The sequence below is a fragment of the Grimontia sp. THUN1695 genome, from assembly GCF_059704325.2.
In genome coordinates this window covers 1,335,999-1,358,597 of sequence record NZ_AP046577.1, presented here as the reverse complement: position 1 = coordinate 1,358,597, position 22,599 = coordinate 1,335,999, and the positions used below count along the sequence as shown (strand labels likewise).

General features: G+C 47.9%; 18 protein-coding genes and 1 pseudogene. 7 read left to right on the top strand and 12 right to left on the bottom strand.

The genetic code is table 11. The features are described from left to right. The 6 genes from AC6IB1_RS09675 to ccoN form a co-directional block, all read right to left on the bottom strand. Nucleotides 1–2,394, bottom strand: coding sequence for a heavy metal translocating P-type ATPase (locus AC6IB1_RS09675; RefSeq protein ID WP_497568847.1), 2,394 nt, complete (start codon nucleotides 2,392–2,394; stop codon nucleotides 1–3). After that, nucleotides 2,391–2,882, bottom strand: a complete 492-nt coding sequence (locus AC6IB1_RS09670; RefSeq protein ID WP_005505347.1) for a FixH family protein — start codon at nucleotides 2,880–2,882, stop codon at nucleotides 2,391–2,393. The genes AC6IB1_RS09675 and AC6IB1_RS09670 overlap by 4 nt, the downstream gene beginning before the upstream one ends. 77 nt (nucleotides 2,883–2,959) lie before the next feature. After that, entirely contained in the window at nucleotides 2,960–3,928 is a 969-nt protein-coding gene (gene ccoP, locus AC6IB1_RS09665) for a cytochrome-c oxidase, cbb3-type subunit III (RefSeq protein WP_497568846.1), read from the bottom strand. Continuing rightward, nucleotides 3,925–4,092 carry a CcoQ/FixQ family Cbb3-type cytochrome c oxidase assembly chaperone gene (locus AC6IB1_RS09660; RefSeq protein ID WP_005505351.1) on the bottom strand — a complete coding sequence of 56 codons (168 nt, stop codon included), beginning with the start codon at nucleotides 4,090–4,092 and terminating at the stop codon, nucleotides 3,925–3,927. Before AC6IB1_RS09660 ends, ccoP begins: the two co-directional genes overlap by 4 nt. A gap of 9 nt (nucleotides 4,093–4,101) precedes the next feature. Continuing rightward, complete coding sequence (ccoO, locus tag AC6IB1_RS09655; RefSeq protein ID WP_005505353.1) at nucleotides 4,102–4,713, bottom strand: cytochrome-c oxidase, cbb3-type subunit II; 612 nt, start codon at nucleotides 4,711–4,713, stop codon at nucleotides 4,102–4,104. Nucleotides 4,714–4,725: 12 nt separating this feature from the next. Then, a complete protein-coding gene (gene ccoN / locus AC6IB1_RS09650; protein WP_005505355.1) occupies nucleotides 4,726–6,153 on the bottom strand; it encodes a cytochrome-c oxidase, cbb3-type subunit I in 1,428 nt (475 codons plus the stop codon). Between the two features lie 275 nt (nucleotides 6,154–6,428). On the opposite strand from ccoN, the gene AC6IB1_RS09645 reads away from it, so the two are divergent. Then, nucleotides 6,429–6,839 carry a hypothetical protein gene (locus AC6IB1_RS09645; RefSeq protein ID WP_497568845.1) on the top strand — a complete coding sequence of 137 codons (411 nt, stop codon included), beginning with the start codon at nucleotides 6,429–6,431 and terminating at the stop codon, nucleotides 6,837–6,839. Nucleotides 6,840–6,960: 121 nt separating this feature from the next. Here the strand turns inward: AC6IB1_RS09645 and AC6IB1_RS09640 are convergent, their stop codons facing one another. After that, a complete protein-coding gene (locus tag AC6IB1_RS09640) occupies nucleotides 6,961–7,572 on the bottom strand; it encodes a Rossmann-fold NAD(P)-binding domain-containing protein (protein ID WP_497568844.1) in 612 nt (203 codons plus the stop codon). A gap of 160 nt (nucleotides 7,573–7,732) precedes the next feature. Between AC6IB1_RS09640 and AC6IB1_RS09635 the strand changes: the two genes are divergently transcribed. Together AC6IB1_RS09635 and AC6IB1_RS09630 are read left to right on the top strand one after the other, a co-directional pair. Further along, entirely contained in the window at nucleotides 7,733–8,926 is a 1,194-nt protein-coding gene (locus AC6IB1_RS09635) for an FIST signal transduction protein (RefSeq protein WP_497568843.1), read from the top strand. Next, the gene (locus tag AC6IB1_RS09630; protein ID WP_497568842.1) at nucleotides 8,923–10,995 is read left to right on the top strand and encodes an ATP-binding protein; all 2,073 of its coding nucleotides are present in this window, start codon (nucleotides 8,923–8,925) and stop codon (nucleotides 10,993–10,995) included. The genes AC6IB1_RS09635 and AC6IB1_RS09630 overlap by 4 nt, the downstream gene beginning before the upstream one ends. Before the next feature lie 51 nt (nucleotides 10,996–11,046). On the opposite strand, the gene AC6IB1_RS09625 is transcribed toward AC6IB1_RS09630, so the two are convergent. From AC6IB1_RS09625 to AC6IB1_RS09605, 5 genes are all read right to left on the bottom strand, one after another. After that, a complete protein-coding gene (locus AC6IB1_RS09625; RefSeq protein WP_497568841.1) occupies nucleotides 11,047–11,970 on the bottom strand; it encodes a LysR family transcriptional regulator in 924 nt (307 codons plus the stop codon). A 58-nt stretch (nucleotides 11,971–12,028) separates the two neighbouring features. Next, the gene (locus AC6IB1_RS09620) at nucleotides 12,029–14,377 is read right to left on the bottom strand and encodes a nitric oxide reductase activation protein NorD (protein WP_497568840.1); all 2,349 of its coding nucleotides are present in this window, start codon (nucleotides 14,375–14,377) and stop codon (nucleotides 12,029–12,031) included. A 27-nt stretch (nucleotides 14,378–14,404) separates the two neighbouring features. Then, nucleotides 14,405–15,226: a CbbQ/NirQ/NorQ/GpvN family protein gene (locus tag AC6IB1_RS09615; protein WP_497568839.1), complete on the bottom strand. Its 822-nt coding sequence runs from the start codon at nucleotides 15,224–15,226 to the stop codon at nucleotides 14,405–14,407. Nucleotides 15,227–15,370: 144 nt separating this feature from the next. Continuing rightward, nucleotides 15,371–15,730: a ribulose bisphosphate carboxylase small subunit gene (locus AC6IB1_RS09610; protein ID WP_497568838.1), complete on the bottom strand. Its 360-nt coding sequence runs from the start codon at nucleotides 15,728–15,730 to the stop codon at nucleotides 15,371–15,373. 31 nt (nucleotides 15,731–15,761) lie between these two features. Beyond that, nucleotides 15,762–17,180 (bottom strand): form I ribulose bisphosphate carboxylase large subunit, encoded by a 1,419-nt coding sequence (locus AC6IB1_RS09605; RefSeq protein ID WP_497568837.1) that lies wholly within the window; start codon nucleotides 17,178–17,180, stop codon nucleotides 15,762–15,764. 606 nt (nucleotides 17,181–17,786) lie between these two features. Between AC6IB1_RS09605 and AC6IB1_RS18630 the strand changes: the two are divergent. From AC6IB1_RS18630 to AC6IB1_RS09580, 4 genes and pseudogenes are all read left to right on the top strand, one after another. Next, nucleotides 17,787–19,378: pseudogene (locus tag AC6IB1_RS18630) on the top strand (transketolase family protein). Nucleotides 19,379–19,412: 34 nt separating this feature from the next. Beyond that, nucleotides 19,413–20,477, top strand: coding sequence for a class II fructose-bisphosphate aldolase (fba, locus tag AC6IB1_RS09590; RefSeq protein WP_497568835.1), 1,065 nt, complete (start codon nucleotides 19,413–19,415; stop codon nucleotides 20,475–20,477). Between the two features lie 47 nt (nucleotides 20,478–20,524). Further along, entirely contained in the window at nucleotides 20,525–21,451 is a 927-nt protein-coding gene (locus AC6IB1_RS09585; RefSeq protein ID WP_005505379.1) for a phosphoribulokinase, read from the top strand. Nucleotides 21,452–21,461: 10 nt separating this feature from the next. Next, entirely contained in the window at nucleotides 21,462–22,493 is a 1,032-nt protein-coding gene (locus AC6IB1_RS09580; protein WP_005505381.1) for a class 1 fructose-bisphosphatase, read from the top strand. Nucleotides 22,494–22,599 lie beyond the last annotated feature (106 nt).

Here is a 22,599-nt window from a genome sequence, read left to right as displayed (position 1 = left end):
TTATTCGCTCTTCAGTTTCGCGATAAGGTCATTGTTAAATAAGCGAAGTGAATTTGTCACTACAATCACAGAGCTTCCTGACATTCCAGCGACGGCGACATAAGGGGCAACAAAGCCCATAACGGCTAATGGCAATATGATGAGGTTGTAACCTAATGCCCACGCAAGGTTCTGGCGGATGATTTTTTGCGTAAACGATGCAAGTTTTCGTGCATCTAGGAGCTTTGCCAAATCATCACCTAATAACACCATATCAGCAGATGCTTTTGCCACATCGGTGCCGCTACCCATTGCTACGGAAAGATGCGCACCGGCCAGAACAGGCGCATCATTGATGCCATCGCCAATCATCATAGTGATTTGGTCATCCGGCAGCGTATTCAGGTATTCAAGTTTGCCTTGCGGGGAGATACCTGCCACAAGTTCATCAATACCTAATTTGTCTGCAACCATCTTGGCCGTTGTTGAATTGTCGCCAGTGAGCATCGTGACATGAATGCCTGCCTCGTGGAATTTATCAATCAATGTCTGGCTTGAGGCCCGAATCGGATCGACCAATTGAAACGATGCGACAGGTTTACCATCACGTGACAACCAAACTTGGTGCAGGCTGTCTCCAGTATCGCAGGGGTTGGCTAATGCAAAATCAGGTTTACCAATGCGCCAGTCACTGCCATTAAAATGCCCCTTTAGACCTTCACCGATGACATTTTCCACGGCTTCGACACCTTCTATCGCACTGTATGCTTTGAAGGCTTCAGCAATGGGGTGGTTGGCGTACGATTCAAGCGCTGATGCAATGCCTTTTGCATTTATCTCATCAACATCAGAATACAAGCGGGTTTCAGCAATAGAGATATTCCCTTCTGTCAGGGTACCCGTCTTATCGATAATAACCCGATTGATTTTGGTCAGCGTTTCAAACACATGACCACGGCGAAGCAGAATTCCTAACTTTCCGAATGTGGATGTTGAGCAGGTCAGTGCCGTTGGGGTTGCCAAAGAAAGGGCACACGGACAGGTTGCCACCAAAACGGACAACATGATCCAGAATGCGTCGCCTGGACGTTCTGTTTGCCAATACAACCAGGTACAGGCAGAAATAGCCAGAATCACAGCGACGAAGTAACGCGCGACAATGTCAGCGATTTCGGCCACCCGGGGTTTGGCAAGTTGGGCGGCATCCTGAAGTTGAACAATGTGGGCGATGAGGGAATCTTTTTTCTCTGCAGTCACTTTTACATTGACGTTGCCATCAATATTCATGGTACCTGCGTACACTGTATCGCCGGTCTGGCGGGACTCGGGCATTGATTCACCGGTCAACATGGATTCATCAACGGTGGTAATGCCTTCCTGAATAATACCATCAGCAGGGAAGGGCTCACCCGGTAATACACGAACCTGATGACCTGTGGTCAGCGATTTTGCCGGGATTTGTTCGCCCGAAGCAAGCGTAGCCAGCCTTGGGATCAGTTTAAGCAGGTTTGCACTTGCAGCGGCTGCGGTTCTCCGTGCCCGCATTTCAAGGAAGCGCCCGACCAACAGGAAGAAGGTAAACATAGCAATGGATTCAAAGAACACTTCTCCCTCACCGGTTACTGTCGCATACAAGCTGGCGAAATATGCAAACAACAACGCAATAGAAACAGGGACATCCATGCCCAGAGTCCTGGCTTTCAGGTTTCGCCATGCATTGATGTAAAAAGGCATCGCCGAATAAAGCAGAACCGGGGTGGCGAATATCAGGCTGACCCAACGAAAGTAATTACGGAAAGATTCATCCATGTCTCCAAATACTTCAAAATACATGGCAACCGCCAGCATCATCACCTGCATGGTTGCCAGACCCGCAATCCCTAATTTATAGAGGTATTGTTTCATCGTATGGTGATATTGCGCTTCCTGATTATCCGCCTCGAAAGGCGCTGCCTTGTAGCCAAGGGCATGGATTTTATTTAACAGGGTGCTGAGCTTGGTGACGGAAGGATCCCAGCGCAACGTAGCACGGTTAGTCGTTGTGTTAACGCGAATACGGGAGACTCCATGTTGGGCACTTAGCTGCTTCTCGATAAGCCAGGCACAAGCTGCACAGGAAACACCATCGACAGAGAGTACGACTTCGTCAATGCCATCCTCATGACGAACAAATTCCTGTTGAACGTCTTCATTGTCATAAAGGGAAAGTGACTGTAGCTCTTCGGGTACAAGATTGGCTTTCTCTGCTGGGGCAGTGCGGTATTCGTAGTAAGAGGAGAGTCCATTGGCTACGATAGTGGTTGCGACCGCTTCACAACCAGGGCAACACATAATACGGGTGATGCCCTGAATATCGACTTTATAAGAGTCACCAGTTAAGACCGGTTCTCCACAATGGTAACAATCTTTGGTCATTCCTTGCTCTGGCCATAAAGCTTAATGGGGGCTTCTGATGGGAAATTTGCACGGCCATTTAAGGCCCAGGTTCCATCAAATGCATTCAATTCAACATACCAAGGGCCAGTTAATGGCTCAGCGAGTGTTAAACGGTAGCGGCCTGAAGCGTCGGCATTGAGCATCGTTTCAATGTCTTTATCTGCCAGTGTGCGATGCTGGAAAGTGACTTTAAGGGTCGGAAAGGTATCAAGATCGCCTTTATCCAGCGTAAAGATTGCGGTGTCATTTTGTGCTGACAGGAAAGCGGAGATGGAAAGCTCATCGGCTTTCTTTAAACGAGAAATATCAATGTTTATTCCCTTGCCTGCTTTGTAATAGTCTTCCGCAACGAGTGATACCTGATTTTTACTAAAGAGAGTCACGGTGAAAAGACTGGCAACGACGACACTGCCTGGAAGGGCAATCAGGAACCAAGGCCAAAACTGCTTATACCATGGCTTATTCATATTGCTTTCCTGTAAGTACTTATTTCTTGGGAAAAAGCCCCTAAAAACAGGGGCTTAACAAACGCTATTTTTACTTATTAATTTTGTGTATTACTCAGTTGCCAGACATATGCAGAGAGAAGCTGGATTTTATCTTCGTCCAAAATGTCTTTCCAAGCTGGCATGACGCCTTGTCGACCGTAACGGATGGTGTCTTCAACGGCTTTACGTGAACCGCCAAACAGCCATACATTGTCAGTCAAATCCGGTGCACCAAATGCTGGGTTACCTTTACCGTCAGTACCGTGACACGCGGCGCAAACAACGAAGCGGTTTTTCCCTTTCGCGGCCTCTTCAGCGTTCACTTTACGTCCAGACAGACTCAATGCATAAGCCGCAACTTCTTTCACACCATCTTCACCCAGCGAATCAATCCATGCTGGCATGTTACCGACACGTCCCTGAAGGATCGTCGCTTTAATGGTTTCCGGTTCACCACCATACAACCACGCTTTATCAGTCAGGTTAGGAAAACCTGATTGACCTCGCGCATCAGAGCCATGGCACTGGGCACAATTTTGGATGAACAGGCGTTGACCCACTTTAACTGCCTCAGGATTCTTGGCAATGTCAGTGATTTCCAACAATTCATCTGAGCCGGGGTGATACGCAAGCTTACGGTAAGTTTCGCCAAAAACAGCATTTGCCGCGGTCAATTCACGTGCGTATTGGTCAATACCGTCACGACTTGCCAGCTCCTGACGGGATTCATCAAGGTTTTTAATTGCCTGAGCAGAGCTCTGCCAGTTGAAGATGCCTTGCCAGTTTCCTAAGCCTGGATACAACACGAAGTATACGACACCGAAGACAATGGTCGCCCAGAACATGTACGACCACCACTTAGGCAATGGGTTATTCAGTTCACGGATACCATCGTATTCGTGACCCATATCTTCACCATCAGCAACGCCTTTCAGGTCTTTGCTACACCAAATAATCAGTGCAGCACAGCCGATTAGCGTACCAATGGTAATGACAGTGATAAATAGACTCCAAAACGTAGTCATTTGTTATCTTCTCCTGTCTTTTTATCGCCTTTCTCCTCGTCAGCAAAGACGAGGTTAGCAGCTTCGTCGAATTCCTTTTTACGGCGACTGCTATAGGCCCAAAGCACAATCACGATGAAGCAGATGAAAATCATTAGCGTCCATAAGGCATGAAAAGATGCCATAAGTACTCCTTACTTCATCGCGTGGCCGAGTGACTGTAGGTAAGCAATGATGGCTTCCATCTCGGTCTTACCTTCAACGTCTGCTTTCGCGTTTGCAATCTGTTCATCGGTATATGGCACACCGAACATATCGCGGAAAACAGTCAGTTTGTCAGCTGTTTTGTCGCCCGTCAGAACATTCTTTTCCAACCAAGGGAAACCTGGCATGTTTGACTCAGGCACAACCGCACGGGGATCGACAAGGTGAACGCGGTGCCACTCGTCAGAGTAACGGCCACCAACGCGTGCCAAATCTGGTCCTGTACGCTTGGAACCCCAAAGGAAAGGATGCTCCCAAACACTTTCACCAGCCACAGAGTAGTGACCGTAACGCTCGGTTTCTGCACGGAATGGGCGGATCATTTGGCTGTGACAAACGCTACATCCTTCGCGAATGTAAATGTCGCGGCCTTCCATTTCCAGCGCGGTATAAGGGCGCAAGTTATCAACAGGCTCGGTCGTTTGCTTTTGGAACAGCAGCGGTGTGATTTCTACAAGCGCACCGAAGCTAATCGCAATGACCGTGAGGATAGCGAAAAGACCAACGTTCTTTTCAACAATTTCGTGACGGCTAGAACTCATTCGTTGGTCTCCTTATGCGGGTTGCTCGATGGCTTTCAGGCTGGCTTTAGGCGCAGTGATTGTCTTGTATGCGTTGTACGCCATCAAGATCATGCCTGACAGATAGATAGCACCACCAACGAAACGAACGAAGTAAAACGGATAAGACGCTTCAAGAGACTCTACAAAGCTGTAGGTCAGCGTACCGTCTGTGTTTACTGCGCGCCACATCAGGCCTTGCATAACACCGGAAATCCACATTGCAACGATATACAAAACGGTACCAACGGTAGCGAGCCAGAAGTGAACATTGATCAGGCTGATAGAGTACATACGCTCTTGGCCAAACAGCTTAGGTACCAGATGGTACACTGCACCGATTGAAACCATTGCAACCCAGCCCAACGCACCGGAGTGCACGTGACCGATTGTCCAGTCAGTATAGTGAGAGAGTGCGTTAACCGTCTTAATAGCCATCATCGGGCCTTCGAAGGTTGACATACCGTAGAAGGACAGAGAAACAATCAGGAACCGGAGAATCGGGTCGTAGCGCAGTTTATGCCATGCGCCAGACAAGGTCATGATTCCGTTGATCATGCCACCCCAGGATGGTGCAAACAAGATGACTGACATCACCATACCCAAAGATTGAGTCCAATCGGGTAGGGCTGTGTAGTGAAGGTGATGAGGACCTGCCCAGATATAAAGAGAAATCAGCGCCCAGAAGTGAACAATGGAAAGGCGATAGGAGTAAACCGGACGACCAGCTTGTTTAGGGACGAAGTAATACATCATTCCCAGGAAGCCTGCAGTCAAAAGGAAGCCTACGGCATTGTGACCGTACCACCACTGGACCATTGCATCAATGGCACCAGGATAAATTGAGTACGACTTCATCGCTGAGACTGGTACAGCCATGCTGTTCACGATATGTAAGACAGCAACGGTGATAATAAAGGCACCGAAAAACCAGTTTGCAACATAAATGTGCGAGGTTCTTCGTTTAATCATGGTTCCAAAAAATACGACGGCATAAGCGACCCAAACTACCGCGATAGCGATATCGATCGGCCATTCAAGCTCTGCGTATTCTTTACTGGTTGTATATCCTAACGGCAGCGTAATTGCTGCAGCCAGAATGATGGCTTGCCAACCCCAAAAGGTAAATTCAGCCAGCTTACCCCCGAACAATCTTGTCTGACAGGTGCGCTGAACAACATAATAAGACGTTGCAAACAGAGCACTGGTTCCGAATGCGAAAATCACTGCATTGGTATGCAATGGACGCAGACGGCTGTATGTCAGGTAAGGAATATCGAAGTTAAGCGCAGGCCATACCAACTGAGCGGCAATGAGAACACCAACACCCATGCCCACAATTCCCCACAGGATGGTTACCAAGGTAAATTGACGGACAACGCGGTAGTTGTATTCCAGTTCAAGCTGCTTTTCTTGGCTCATATTGCATGCTTCCACTTTTTGATTACTACACTCACGTATTACATAGTGACGGTTACGTCACAATGCCACCCCAGAAGCAATGCAGTGCGATTAGTGATTGATTTATACCCACTTGATGCATTCCATTGCTATTTCATTGTAAAAATGGCATTTTCACCGGAGATAATACTTCACTTATTTAGCTAAATACAGGGTCCAATCCACACTCGGTTTACCCTTGGGTAACATTTCTACTAAAACTTTGAACTCTGTAACACGGGAAAAGCAAAATTCACATGGCAGCAGAAAAATTAACCACGGGTCGCTTAATACAAATATTAGTCGTTATGACAGTACTGATAACGGCATTTATTTGGAGGACACTGGAACATTCTGATGAAAAAAATAAGCAAGAATGCCTGCTGGTGGCAGGCAGTTGCAGCGTTACAGTGCATGGCGATACTGTTGATATAAAACTTGAATATCAAAAGAATGGGCTGCAATTTTTGGTTGTGAAAACGGCACGAGAACCTCAGTCGCTTTCCGTGCTTTCCAAACCGGAAAGGGTGATTTCTTTCCAGAAAATTGATGCATTGGATGGTGAAAAAGAGGCGTATTTTTATGCTTTAGAAAATGATGTTAATAGCGTGTTATCGCAGAAGATGATATTAAACATTGATCCTGATCAAATAGAAATTAACTTTTAACCAAGAATTAATATTGTGGTGAATTGCGCTAACATTTGCTTACTTAAAGATTTAAATGGTCACCAAGTCGTCAAATTTTGCATTAAAGCAGCCAGAGGCTGCTTTTTTACTGTGTATTATTCTATTGAACTTGCAAAAAAAAGATCTGGTGGCGGATAGCATTTGCCTGTTGAGAAGAGAGGTAGTGAATAAGATCTGACACATCATTGTCGATACTTGGGCATGCTTGGCGGGGGTGTGGTTTGTTTGTGATGACAATGTGGTTGACTTTCATCCCTGTCATTCGGTCCTTTTTCTGGTGGGATAGCTGGCACAACGCCAGGTGCAGTGCTTTGAGTGATTCGTCTGAATCGGTGGCGGCGGATGGTGCAATCAAATAAGTAAGGGGCAGCTCGGCAACGTGCCCGTTGCTACAGTCCAAAAGAGAAGCAAAGTAGCTTTCTTCCAGTGGCATTTCAACGTGTTGGATGCTCATCTCAGGAACCAGAACCACAATACTATCAATAGGGGCGACATTGCGCTTTATCCAATCGAATTCGTTTGCGATAGCAATGCGGTCATTGGTGGGGCAATATCTGTAGCGGACGCGCGGTTCATCCGCAGTAATGGCATACCCTTCTTGCTCATCATTTCCAAGATAGAAGACGGTGTTTCCTTTTTGCGCCAGTTGTTTGCTAATTGCCTGTCCTAATTGGATATTCGCATTGATAACGATATAAAGTTGGCTGTCCATTGCACATGCTGGTGGTTTATTTGATCAATATTATCGATCCTATCGTCTATTAATAGAGAATTCAGTGATTAAGCGAAAAGAATCACGGTAAAAACTGGAGTTTGTCGAAGCGTGAGGACTATTATTGGATGTATTGCCGCAACCTGCTGTGTATGTATAAATGAGAATTGCGACATCTTCATCCTCCGACCACAATCCTGTCCAGGCTATTCAAGCCGTTGCTGACGAGATCTTCAGAAAACTTTCTGCCCCTTCTCTGATGCTGCTTTATTATACCGAGACGCAAGATGCAGAAAGCATCCGTAAAGCGATCAATCATTATTTCCCGAATACCTGCGTGATTGGATGTTCTTCTTGTCAGGGCACAATGACAGACAAAGGATTTGTCGGAGGTCACTCATTGGCAGCTTGGGCGGTTGACGATCCACAAGGTGCGTATGGAACTGCATTGTGTGAATTAAAGCAGGGAGAGAACATTTTCGAATCTGCCAAACATGTTCTTCGCCAGGCCATCGATAACAGTGGCCGGTCTGGCGAGCTACCGGCACTGGTAACATTACACGCCACTCCCGGGGGTGAGGAAACCATTTTACAGGCAATCAGGGACGAATTAGGCGTAAACATTCCTATTATTGGCGGCTCCGCAGCAGATGATGGTGTCAGTGGAAAATGGTCATTACTTGATAATGATCGCGTGACTGTCAACGGGATTGCTATGGCGGTTTTCTTTCCTTCGGCGAGAGTCAGTTATTCTTTTCATAACGGGTATGCGCCAATGGGTCCAAATGCCATTGCGACGAAAGTTGACGGGCGAACCCTTGTTGCGCTCGATGACCAACCCGCGTTTGATGTTTACGCTAAATGGTATCGTGAAGCGAATGGTGCTCCTATCAGCCCCGATACACTTTTTGAACAATCGACCCTATTTCCCCTTGGGCGTCAAACCGGTGAAGTGCACGGTATGCCTTATTACACATTGTCGCATCCTGCTTCGGTGTCCCAGGAAGGCGGTATCCAGATGTTTTGTAACCTTCAAGAAGGTGACATTGTGCACTTTATGTCTGGTACAACTGACATGTTGGTATCGCGCGCAGGCAGGGTGATTTATTCAGCCAGTGATCACGATAAAAATCCGTGCGAGCCGATAGGTGGTCTGGCGATTTATTGCGCAGGTTGTATGTTGCATGTCCGCAGTTACTTGCACAGTGTTGCTGCAAATATGCGCTCATCCATACACCATGCTCCTTTTATTTGCCCGTTTACCTTTGGTGAGCAAGGGCTGTTTCTTGGCGGGGAAATTGCCCACGGAAATTTGATGATATCCGCTGCTTTGTTTCACAAGGATGAGCTATGACTGGCGCAGTCTCAGAGAAGTTGCAGGAAACGCTGTTCGAACTGAGCCGCGTTGAAGAGAGAGAGCAGAAATTCAAAGACGAGAACCGGGCGATCCTCTCGGCAATTTCCGCTATGTCTGGTGCTAGCAATAAACTTGAATTGTTCAATACTCTGCTAAATGTGATTGAACGGTATGTTTCGTTTGAAAACGCTCTGGTACTCACCCGTAATAAAGAGACGGAAGATTTCTATTCCTGTTTGGTATCGACTTCGCCACATGTTGAAGGTTTCCTTTGGAAGGACAGCGGCATGTTTTCACGCTGTGTCAATGGTCAGACCGTGATCCTTTATGCACCCGAACGTGTCAAAGAATTTTCCTTATTGCTGGACACGAATGTTGATTTGTGCCGCTCTGCGCTGATCACTGGCACGACAGTCAACGCCAGCGAATCCATTTTGATTCTTTTTGCATCCCGGAAAGGGGGATTTGATACCAAAGCGCAACATGTTATTGAACGTTTCCGGCCGTTGATTGAACGTACGATTATTGATATTGATTACCGGGAAAGGCTGCAGTGTCTGGTGGCAGCAAAAACTCAGGAACTCACTGCCAGCCGTCAACGTTTCCGGGACTTTGCAAAGACAGCGGGTGACTGGTTCTGGGAAATCAATAACAACCTGCAATTTACCTATTTGTCATCCCCCTCCAACGAATCATTTTCCACTGAACCTCAAGCGATCATGAATCAACTTAATCGCCAACCGGAGGTGAAACATAAACTGCTCGAACTCATTCATTTGGAACAACCTTTTTCAGAAGTTGAATGGCACGTTTTTCATGGAGGAAAAGAACAGTGGATCAGCTTGTCAGGAAGACCTTATTACGACAAACGCGGAAATTGCATGGGTTTTCGAGGGACAGCAAAAGATATTACGGTACGTAAACATCGGGTCCATGAGTTGCAGCAGGCAAGACAACAAGCGGAATCTGCTAATGCAGCTAAATCGCAATTCCTCGCGATGATGAGTCATGAAATTAGAACGCCACTTAATGCTGTTATGGGGCTGCTTGATGCACTACAGCAATCTCTTCTGGATGATGAACAGGTTGTCTGGGTTTCTCAGATGGATAAATCAGCGCAATTGTTGTTGACCATTATTAATGATGTCCTTGATTTATCACGTATTGAATCTGAACGTTTCTCTCTTCATCCTGAACTTGTCAATCCTCGTGACAGTGTCACTATTGTATTTAACCAACTTCGGGAAGCGTCCTCGCATAAGGCGATAAAGCTGGAGATGGATATCGCCGATAATGTACCTGATAGCATTTATCAGGATGGGAACCGTTTTACTCAAATTTTGTTAAATTTGGTTGGCAACGCCGTCAAGTTTACAGAAGAAGGCAGGGTAGACGTGGCGATGAGTGCTGTTAATAACAGACTGAAAATTTCAGTGAGTGACACAGGCATTGGCATCAATGCTGAACGTAGAAAGGATATTTTTCAACCTTTTACCCAAGCCGACGGTAGCATTACTCGACAATATGGCGGCACCGGTCTGGGACTCTCTATCTGTAAAAGACTGGTTTCCATGATGAATGGCAGCATAGATTTCGAGAGCAAGCCCGGCGTCGGTACCACGTTCTTCATCGACATCCCCCTTACTGAGCCTCTACAAAGTGAGCAAGTGAAAACAGACTGCATTGACGGCCATGACCTTCGCTCACTGAATATCCTGGTTGCTGAAGACAGCAAAGCAAACCAAATGGTGGTGAAGTTGATGCTTGAAAAGGCGGGACACCATGTTGTTGTTGCTAACAACGGGAAAGAAGCGATTGACCTCTTCCATGGATCACACGTCCAGTTTGACGTGATCTTAATGGATATGTCGATGCCTGTGCTTTGTGGTATTGATGCCACAAAACAACTTCGTGAAGAAGGGTATCAGTTACCCATCATCGCACTGACTGCCAATGCGATGAGTGAAGATAAGAAACGCTGTCTTGACGCAGGCATGGATGACTTCGTGACCAAACCGATACGTGCTGTTGTACTCAAAAGAACGCTACAACGTCACGTAAAATAGAACTGCCGCGTTTGTCGTTTTCATTACGTGAAATACAAACGCAGAACGCTGTCATACTTTTATGGATCGCGACGTCAAAGATATCTCTTCACTTTTCTGTTTTAAGAGATAGTGGCTAAAGGCGAGGGCGATAGGTGACAGTGACTTATCACTCCGGTGGACGAGATACCAATGCCGAATGATTGGCATTTTCTCAACATCCAATACCACCAGGCGGTTAGCTTCCAGTTCTAGCGCAATAGTATGACTTGAGACAATCCCCAAACTCAACCCTGCAGAGACAGCTTGTTTTATCGCTTCGCTTGCACTCATTTCTGCCGAGACATTCAATTCGTAGCCTTGGCCGTGAAAGAAACGTTCAATGGCAAAGCGGGTGCCTGACCCTTTTTCCCTGACCACCATGGGTTCTTTGGCAATGTCGGACAGTGGAATGTTTCGTTGACGGCTAAGGGGATGATTCACGGGGGCAATCACTACCAAAGGGTTTTCCATAAACTCTGTTGCTTGAACATCAAATTCAGCAGGAGGTTTGCCCATGATCACTAAATCGCAGTCATTGCTTTTGATATCTTTCAGCAGTTGCTCACGGTTAGTGACGTTTAAACTGATTCTGACATCAGGGTGCTGCTGGGAAAACGCTGCCAACAACCGGGCCGCAAAATAATTGGCTGTGCTGGCGACCGTTACTTTCAATTTCCCTGTTTTCAGTGACTTCATTTTGTCAAACGCGTCTTCTGCCTCCCGGAGTTGTTCAGAAATCCGTTCGCAATACCCCAGTAACTCTTCGCCAGCATGTGTCAGAAACAACACTTTTCCCAAGTGTTCAAACAAAGGCAAGCCTATGTTGTCTTCGAGCTGTTTAATTTGCATCGAGACAGCAGGCTGGGTGAGGTGCAACTCGGCAGCGGCGCGTGTAAAACTCAGATGTGTGGCAACAGCCTGAAAGATATTTAATTGCCTTAGCGTCAGATGCATAACAACACTCCTTGTATAAGCTGTGACCACTAGGGTTAACTGACCCTAACACGCTACGTCAATATGCAGCCCTTGTAATGCTGGCAAACAGACTGGGTAGTACATCAGGTAAACGACTTGCGTTATCAAGTATTGAATAATGACCCGAGCCAAACATCTGACCAATATAATGATCGGCTTCCGTATCGATAGTCAGGCAAAAAGGTGTAATGCCCATTGCCAGCGCGTCATCAACCGCATGCTTGGTATCTGCCTGAAGATAGAGCGGGTCCAGACAGTCGATGTCAGAAGGTTCACCATCACTGATCAATAACAATAGTTTTTTTTGCTGAGGTTGTTGTGCCAAAAATGTTTTTGCATGTCGCAACGCTGCCCCCATCCTTGTTGAAAGACTGCCCGTCATGCCTGCCAGTTTGGCTTTCACGTCGTCATCATAATCTTGTTCAAAATCCTTGAAGCGTTGGTAGCGGACATCATTTCGCCCGTTGGAATAAAAGCCATGGATAGCAAAGGGATCGCCAATGTCATTAATTGCATTTGCTAACATCACCGTCGCTTCCTTTGCAATTTCCAGCACTGTGCTGTCATTGTTAGCGTCAGGCAGAGCCTCCATGGTCGATTGGGAAAGATCCAGCAACACCAGCACGGCCAAGTCCCGCTCCCGACGGATCAGGCGTTGATCAATGTTCATATCCGGGAGTGCGCCGCGCCGGATTTCCTTTATCGCTTCAATTGCTGCATCCAGATCCAGTTCGTCACCTTCAAATTGCTTTCTTAGTCTCTGCAATCCTTTGGGTTGCAGGGCTTCAACGATAGTTCTGATTTTGCGGGTTTGTGCCTGCCTGGTGTCAAGCAAGGCATCTATGGCGTCTGATGCGCCTTTTTTTATCGACCGCTCGGTGAGCGTTACCCATGACGGCCGGGTTTGGCCGGCACTATAGTCCCACTCGGGATAGTAGAACGGAGAAGAAACCTGCTGTTTACCCTCAAGTTCATTCATGGACACATTTTCCGGATCGCCATCACGGAAGAACTCTGATTCCAATACCCAGATTTCCTGCGCATTATCATCGGCGAGTTCATTATCGATTTCGTTGACCATCTCCATGACATTCACTGTGCGCTTTACCTGAGGCTCAGAAAGAAGTGGCCATGGATACGCGTCGGTGTTTTCATACCAGAGGCAAGCGTTGTTATCACGGTAGATGAGTGGTTCTGCTTCTTCAGCCTCAGCGTGTTGCAATATCTCCGCCAATCGACCACTCAGTTTGTCCAATTCCTGTTGTTCTAAAGGATTATCCAACATAATCAATTGGTTGAATGCATTGATAATGGGATGGAATGGTGTGGTTGCATCTTCAATGTTTCCTGTCAGCAGACCAAGAGAAAGCCCTGATTCTTGTTTGCCGTTGGCGTTAGCCAGGTGAAAGGGCAACCACAATTGGCGTAAGCCTGGAAAGTGGTGAATGGCGAGTGCCTCGACCCGGGCATCTTCCAGCAATTCATAACAGTGTTGCTGGAGGCTTGAGTGTTCGGATTTCACTCTGGGGCGGCTATACATTAAGTGGGAAACGGCATGTGCAGCGCTTGCCCGGTAAAGGTTTTTTGCCGAAAGCTCAGGGTTGTCGTCGGGTGATTCTAATGCATCAGGGAGCGCAATGATGCCACCACTGAGAGTTGGGTAAGGGGATGCGGTTGTTTCATGTTCTTCAATGTCCTCAGCAGCGTTGCTGATCATGGGGCGAAGAAAAAAATCGCGTCCCCAGATTGCACGAAGATAGAAATGCAGATGCCTTTGCACATCGACAAACAGGGTACCTTTTCGCTGGCGCTGAAAAATACTCTGACTTTCCGGGGATTGAAGGGTGAAATAGTTATTCAATGCATCAATCTGGTGTGCATGTGAGTGTGCGCCGATCATCGCCCAGTGTCGAAGACCCAATATAGGAAGCGTCGTCAAAAGCTGGGGAGATCTCAGTAAGAAAACCTTCAGGCTGCGTGGTGCAGTTTGGGCCAGTTGGTTGACCAGCTTGAGATAAATAATAAGGGCTTCGCGACTGCATAGACGTGCTGAAACTTGAGGAAGCACGTTGAGAAACTGCGTTAACCGTTCAACACCAAGCCATTTTGAAAGTGTATCAATGCTTTCTTTAATTTCCATAGTGACGTTGTCACAATTATTTTTGATTACCTTAGGCACAGAAATAAAAAACGCAGTGATAACCTCATCTGGTTGTTTTGATGAACAAAAACAGGTGGCAGCGTTAAGAAAAGCATCCAATTCTTTAACAGAGCCCACACTCTCGGTTTCTCGTAATCCAGCCTGAAAGGCGCATTGCAGCGTTTCCGTTCGTGACGCTAACAGACCTTCAATATTTTCAGCCTTTGCCTTCCGTTGGCTCTCCATGCTTTCCTCCGGTATTCATCGCTTCAATCAGAAACAGCCTTGCACGGTGGCTTCCAAGGTTTCACGGATGTCTACATCATCACTTAATGGACGTACCAACGCCATATGGCAGGCGGCGACGGGGGGAATGCCTTTATTCATCAGTTGTGCCGTGTAGACCAGCAAGCGGGTAGAAATGCCTTCGTTCAAGCCGTGTCCAACCAGATTACGTGCATGGTGCGCGATTTGAATCAGACGTCCGGCAGTGCCTTCATCGATGCCGGTTTCATGGCAAACAATGGCAATTTCGGCCTCTTCATCGGGATAGCTAAATTCAAGAGCGGCAAAACGCTGTTTGGTGGATGTCTTTAAATCTTTCATCAGGGTCTGGTAACCGGGGTTGTAGGAGATCACCAGTTGAAAATCTTCGTGTGCGGACAGTAATTCGCCTTTCTTTTCGAGCGACAACGTTCGGCGGTAATCGGTAAGGGAGTGGATGGCGACGGTGGTGTCCTGCCTGGCTTCGACCACTTCATCAAGGTAACAAATAGCACCGATTCTTGCTGCACTAGTCAGTGGCCCATCTTGCCAATAGGTGCCTTCTGCGTTTAACAGGTAACGCCCAATCAGATCTGATGCCGTCATGTCTTCGTGGCAGGAAATGGTGATCAGCGGTTTCCCCAATCGCCACGCCATATGCTCAATAAAACGGGTTTTCCCGCAGCCTGTCGGACCTTTGAGCATCATGGGTATGCGGGAGTCATAGGCCGCTTTATATAATGAAATTTCGTCACCCGCTTCCCGGTAGTAAGGTTCATTTTCGATTAAATACTGGCTATGTATGGGCAAACTCTTGATAGCCTGGCTCATGTGTTTCTCCCTGTCGTTTTCTTTCCAGTGAATGCCAAGTCTTGAGAAAACAGAAAAAGGGCTGGGAGCAACAGGACTTAAATTATTCCCAGCCAAGGCCCTATCGAACCGGTCTATCCGTCAAAGCGGACGGATAGGTTGGGACTATTCAAATCCAGGCGCACGGTAGATAACCATTGACGCTCCCTGGCTCTGTTTATCATTGTCATAACCGACCAATCGCACATGGTGATTAGGATTCAGGTTATGGCAAAGCTGAGCCTCATTAAGGATGTGATCGACATTGGTTTCACCGAACATAGGTAATTTCCACATATACCAATAAGCGCCGCCCGCTTCTTCGGGCTCGGTGTGTTCAATCGCTGGGTTCCAGCCTTTGCTGACAATAAATTCAACCTGACGGCGAATTTGATCCGCTGTCATCCGGGGCAGGTACGAAAAGGTTTCGAACTTCCGGCTGTGCGGGTCGGTCAGGCGTGATGCATAATCCATGACTTCACTCATTGGGTATCTCCTTTATCTATCAATGGGCAGGTTAGGCGTGGACAACATCAAGCTTGTCAACGGTGTCGAACTCAAATTTGATCTCTTTCCACGTTTCCATGGCGGCTTTTAATTCCGGGCTGTGTTTCGCAGCCTGAGTAAGAACGTCTTTTCCTTCGCGTTCAAGAACCCGTCCTTCATTGCGAGCCTGGGTACAGGCTTCCAGTGCGACCCGGTTTGCTGCAGCACCTGCCGCGTTGCCCCAAGGGTGGCCAAGCGTACCGCCCCCAAACTGGAACACAGCGTCATCACCAAAGATCGACACCAGCGCAGGCATATGCCATACATGGATACCGCCAGAGGCAACGGGTAACACGCCTGGCATGGCACCAAAGTCCTGATCGAAGAAAATGCCGCGGGAGCGATCTTCCTTGATAAAACGATCGCGCATGATGTCTATCCAACCCAACGTGGCTTCGCGATCGCCTTCCAATTTGCCAACGACGGTGCCAGAGTGGAGGTGATCGCCACCAGACAGACGCAGACACTTGGAGAGCACGCGGAAGTGAATTCCGTGTCGTGGATTCCTGTCAAGAACAGCGTGCATTGCGCGGTGGATATGCAGCAACATACCATTTTGACGACACCAATTCGCCAGCCCAGTGTTGGCGGTAAAGCCCGCAGTCAGGTAATCATGCATAATGATTGGCATGTTGAGCTCTTTAGCGAACTCCGCCCGGCGATACATTTCTTCCGGTGTAGGCGCTGTTACATTCAGGTAGTGGCCTTTCTTTTCACCAGTTTCACGTTCTGCACGGTGAACAGCTTCCGCCACATATTCAAAACGATCCCGCCAGCGCATAAATGGCTGTGAGTTAACATTCTCGTCGTCTTTGGTGAAGTCCAGACCGCCACGAAGCCCTTCATAGCAAGCCCGACCGTAGTTTTTGGCTGACAGTCCAAGCTTGGGCTTGATGGTGCAACCCAAAAGTGCGCGACCATATTTGTTCAGTTTGTCACGTTCAACCTGAATACCGTTTGGTGGACCGCCACAGGTTTTGACGTAGGCAATAGGGAAGCGAACGTCTTCAAGGCGCAGAGCACGAATGGCTTTGAAACCAAAAACGTTACCAACCAGAGAAGTTAACACGTTGACCACAGAGCCTTCTTCGAACAGATCGATGGGGTAAGCAACAAACGCGTAAAACGCCGTGTCATCACCGGGCACATCTTCAATGGCATAGGCGCGGCCTTTGTAATAATCCAGATCTGTCAACAGATCGGTCCAAACGGTTGTCCATGTCCCTGTGGATGATTCTGCCGCCACTGCCGCCGCAGCCTCTTCCCGAGGGACGCCAGGCTGGGGCTCAATTTTAAAACATGCTAATAAATCTGTGTCTGTAGGAATATATTCGGGCATCCAGTACGTATCCCTATACGCCTTAACACCTGCCTGATAACTCTTTGCCATAACCCAATTTCCTTATTTGCTTCCGTTGATAAATCACCATCGAATGAATGTAAACATTTCACCGTTGGTTTTCCTCCAGTGTTGTTATTTTTTCATTAAAGTGAAATTGGAAGTTCTTATACCAAGGATAATTATTTCTTAGCTTGTTGATATGTCTTAAAAATCATTTCGTGTGAGATGAGAGGAAAAAACTTGTCACCATAATAAAAATTATCAATATCAAATGGATAAAGTTGATGTTGTGGTGTTTTTAAAATGGTTTTTAGGGATATGACAGATGTATAAATGTTTCTTATTCAATTTGAAATTATTCCTGATTGGAGTGTTAACCCCATTCTGTTTAATTTCGGAACCATTCACTTCTTATATGTGGGTTTTGCTTTCATTAAATTATTGATGCCAGATGCCTGAATTTTTTCGCCAAAGCGAGAAATAAATACCAGACAAATAGGAAGATCACGAAATTATTGGAAGATTAAACAAAATAGGGAATAGTTTATGAGTAAAATAAGTGATATTTCTGAGAAATATAAAGCGGTTGAAGCCAGTTATCACCCTTCCCCGGTATCGTCAGATATTCACAATGACTGCGCCAATGCATTGAGAATGCTGGCCGTCGATATGGTTCAAAAAGCGAACTCTGGCCACCCGGGTGCTCCCATGGGCATGGCTGACATCGCAACAGTATTGTGGCGCGAATTCCTCAAACATAACCCCAACAATCCAGACTGGTGTAACCGTGATCGATTTGTCCTCTCCAATGGTCACGCCTCTTGCCTGATATACAGCCTGTTAAACCTCACCGGTTACGCGGTGTCTATCGACGATCTGAAAAGCTTCAGACAGCTGGGAAGCAAAACACCAGGGCACCCAGAGTTTGGTGTAACACCAGGCGTAGAAACAACAACTGGGCCTTTAGGGCAAGGGTTGGCAAATGCTGTTGGCATGGCACTGGCAGAGAAAACACTGGCAGCCCAGTTTAACCGCCCCGGTTTCGACATTGTTGACCATTACACCTATGTCTTTTTTGGTGATGGATGCTTGATGGAAGGGATTTCCCATGAGGTCTGTTCGCTGGCGGGTACGCTGAAGCTGTCAAAACTGATTGCTTTTTATGATGACAATGGCATCTCAATTGATGGGAATGTTGAAGGTTGGTTGACCGACGATACACCACAGCGATTCCGATCTTATGGTTGGCACGTGATTGATAATGTCGATGGTCATGATCACTACGCGATCAGGGAAGCCATCATGGACGCACGTTCGGCCGTAGGCAAACCAACCCTGATCTGTTGCAAAACCGTCATTGGCCAAGGTTCACCGAAAAAAGCCGGAAGTCATGATGTACATGGTGCGCCGTTAGGTGAAGAAGAGGCGGAAAGAACGCGGAAAGCACTTCACTGGAACCACGATCCTTTTGAGATCCCAGCCAAAATCAAAACCTACTGGGACGACAAAGAGCAGGGGGCGTTACGGGAAAACCTCTGGACTACCACATTCACGGCTTACGCTGAACAGTATCCGGTTTTAGCCGCTGAATTTTTGCGAAGAACCGAAGGCATTCTCCCTGCCACATGGTATAGCGATGCGGATCAATACGTGTTTCCAGCTTCCGTGCCATGCCGAATGTAACGGTGTGGCGTCCTTGCGACGGCGTAGAAACAGCAGTGGCATGGAAAAAGGCGATTGAGGATAAATCCGGCCCGCACATCCTGGTTTTCTCCCGCCAAAAGTTGGCTTATCAGCTGAGGCGAGCGGACCAATTGCCGCTTATCGAGCGGGGGGGATACGTACTTCGGGAGCATGAGGGACATCTTGGCGATGATCCAGATCTGATCCTGATCGCAACAGGCTCGGAAGTTGAACTTGCGACTGACGCTGCCATGTTGCTGAACCGAAAATCTGTCCGAACCCGCGTGGTTTCAATGCCGTGTGTGGAAGCGTTTGACAATCAACCGAAGCCCTACAAAGACAGCGTGCTGCCTCCCTCGGTTAAAAACCGGATATCCATTGAGGCAGGCGCCACTCTTGGCTGGCACAAATTTGTAGGCACAGAGGGACTGGTAATGGGTATTGACACCTTTGGGGGATCTGCGCCTGCACCGGAACTTTACGCACACTTTGGCCTGACGGCAGAAAACATCGTGAAACAGGCGGAATGCCTGATCAGACAAAACAGCCCGTCAGCGCGGTAACGACATTGATTAATTGATATGCAAGGAGAAAGTTATGGCTCTTATCAGTTTAAGGCAGTTGCTGGATCACGCAGCAGAACATGGATATGGCGTTCCCGCTTTCAACGTGAACAACATGGAACAGGTTCACGCCATTATGGGGGCGGCTGCGGCCAGTGACAGCCCAGTGATCCTTCAGGCTTCTGCGGGTGCCCGTACGTATGCCGGTGCGTCATTCTTGCGCCACCTGATGCTGGCTTCCGTCGAACAATGGCCGTCGATCCCTGTTGTGGTACATCAGGATCATGGCGCTTCACCTGCAGTATGCCTCCAGTCTATCCAGCAAGGTTTTACGTCTGTGATGATGGATGGCTCGCTTCATGAAGATATGAAAACCCCCGCGAGTTATAGATACAACTGCGATGTCACTGCAAAAGTGGTAGAGATGTCCCACGCTGGCGGTGTGTCTGTTGAAGGTGAACTTGGATGTCTGGGGTCGCTGGAAACCGGCACAGCCGGCGAAGAGGATGGTTCAGGCGCCGAAGGTGTGTTGCGTCACGATCAGCTCCTGACAGATCCCGAAGAGGCGGCGCTGTTTGTGAAACAAACTGGCGTTGATGCGTTGGCCATTGCGATCGGTACCAGCCACGGTGCTTACAAGTTTACCCGACCCCCTACAGGTGAGATTCTGGCTATCGAGCGAATTAAGGCAATCCACAACCGGATCCCGGATACCCATCTGGTTATGCACGGTTCTTCTTCGGTGCCACAGGATTGGCTGCAGATCATTAATGAGTATGGCGGAGACATGGGTGAAACCTATGGCGTGCCTGTTGAGGAAATCGTGGAAGGGATCCGTCACGGTGTCCGCAAGGTCAATATAGATACCGATTTGCGGATGGCAAGTACTGGAGCTGTGCGTCGTTTCCTGGCGCAGAATCCCAGTAACTTTGACCCACGAAAGTTCCTCAGTGCTGCAACAAAAGCGATGGAAACCCTGTGCAAAGAGCGATATGACGCATTTGGTTGTGCGGGGATGGCATCAAAGATTACTCCGATCAGTCTCGAGGCGATGTCTGCGCGCTATGCGACAGGTGAACTTGATCCAGCCGTCAGATAAAACCGATCTGAATTCTACTATCGCATTTCATCTGAAGGAGAACACATATGTCAGTAAAACATCCTATTGTTGCCGTTACCGGCTCATCGGGCGCGGGAACGTCAACGGTTAAGAACGCGATGGAGCAAATCTTTCGCCGCAACCAATTTAATGCTGTGGTGATTGAAGGCGACAGTTACCACAAATATGATCGTATGGAGATGCGCGAACGCCTGAAGCGTGCACAAGAAAAGGGGAAAAACCTGAGTCATTTCGGCCCCGAAGGGAATGATTTCAGCGAGCTGGAGAAAACATTTCGCGCCTATGCTGAAACTGGCACCGCACTGCGTCGTTACTATATTCACAACGAAGAAGAAGCGCGGCTTCACAATGCAAAAACCGGCACCTTTACCCAATGGTCACCGATCACTGAAGGATCGGATCTCTTATTCTATGAAGGCTTGCATGGCGGGGTAGTGACACCAAACAGCAACGTTGCCCAATATGTTGATTTGCTCATTGGGGTGGTACCGATCGTCAACCTGGAGTGGATTCAGAAAATCCACCGTGACACCAACGTACGCGGCTACAGCCGTGCAGCGGTAACAGACACCATATTGCGCCGTATGCACGATTACGTTCACTACATCACGCCTCAGTTTTCGCTGACTGACATTAATTTCCAACGCGTGCCCATGGTGGATACCTCGAATCCTTTTATCTCGCGGGATATCCCGACACTGGATGAAAGCATGGTGGTGATCCGCTTCCGTGATCCTAAGAAAACCGGGGTTGATTTTCAGTATTTGCTTAACATGATCCATGGGTCGTTTATGTCGCGTCGTAACAACATCGTGGTGCCTGGCGGCAAGATGGGGTTTGCGATGGAGTTAATCATGCAACCGCTGATTGAAGAGTTGGTGTTGCATGGTTCCAACCGCGTGAGTGTTGAAACCACTCATGATCGCTTTTCGAAGCGTGTACCGGCGTTGTAAGGAGAAGATCATGAGAACAGGGACAACCTTTACCCGACTGATTATCGAAGATTTACGAAAGCTTCCCGAAGCAACGGGAGACTTCACATTGTTACTCAGTGCTATCGTTACGGCGTGCAAAGAGATCGCTGATGATGTCAGTCGTGGTCAGTTGATCAACGTGTTGGGGTCAGCAGAAACCGAAAACATACAAGGGGAAACCCAGAAGAAGTTGGATGTGATTTCCAATGAAATTTTGATCCATGCGCTGGAGTGGTCAGGGCACCTTAGTGGCATGGCATCAGAAGAAATGGAAGACATCTATCCTGTTCCAGCCCGTTTTCCAAAGGGGAAATATCTGCTGGTATTTGATCCACTGGATGGCTCTTCTAACACTGAAGTGAATGTGTCTATCGGCACCATTTTCTCCATTCTGCGCTGCCCACCCGGTGTCACAGAACCTACGGAAGATGATTTTTTGCAGCCGGGAGCGAAGCAAGTGTGTGCCGGCTATGTCCTTTATGGCCCCGCAACCAATTTGGTGCTCACAACAGGCCAGGGCGTAAACGGTTTCACGCTGGACAGGGACATCGGTGAGTTTATTTTGACCCATCCCAAGCTGACGATCCCTGAGAAAACCAGCGAATTTGCGATCAATATGTCAAACCAGCGTCACTGGGAGCCCGCGGTTAAGCGTTACATCGATGAAGTGGTGGCAGGTAAAGAAGGCCCCAGGGGGCGTGACTTCAATACCCGCTGGGTGGCATCCATGGTGGCCGAGGTTCACCGTATCCTGATGCGGGGAGGCATTTTCCTGTACCCGAAGGACAGCCGGGAAAACGTCAAAGAAGGGCGGTTGCGCCTTCTGTACGAAGCCAACCCGATGAGCTTCATCATCGAACAGGCGGGTGGCGTTGCCTCTACAGGAAGGGAAAGGATCCTTTCAGTGACACCTCACCGTCTTCACCAGCGCATTCCAGTGATCATCGGCGCCCGGGAGGAGGTTGAACGGGTAGAACGTTATCACCTGACGATGGATAAAGAGCAGCGTGAAACTGCATAAACTCTCGCGCAATAAAGTATAACTAGTGGCCCGCAAATGTGGGTCATTTTTTTAATGGAAACCGACTAACCACTTTTTACCCAAATCGGATACCTGCTGACGCCTG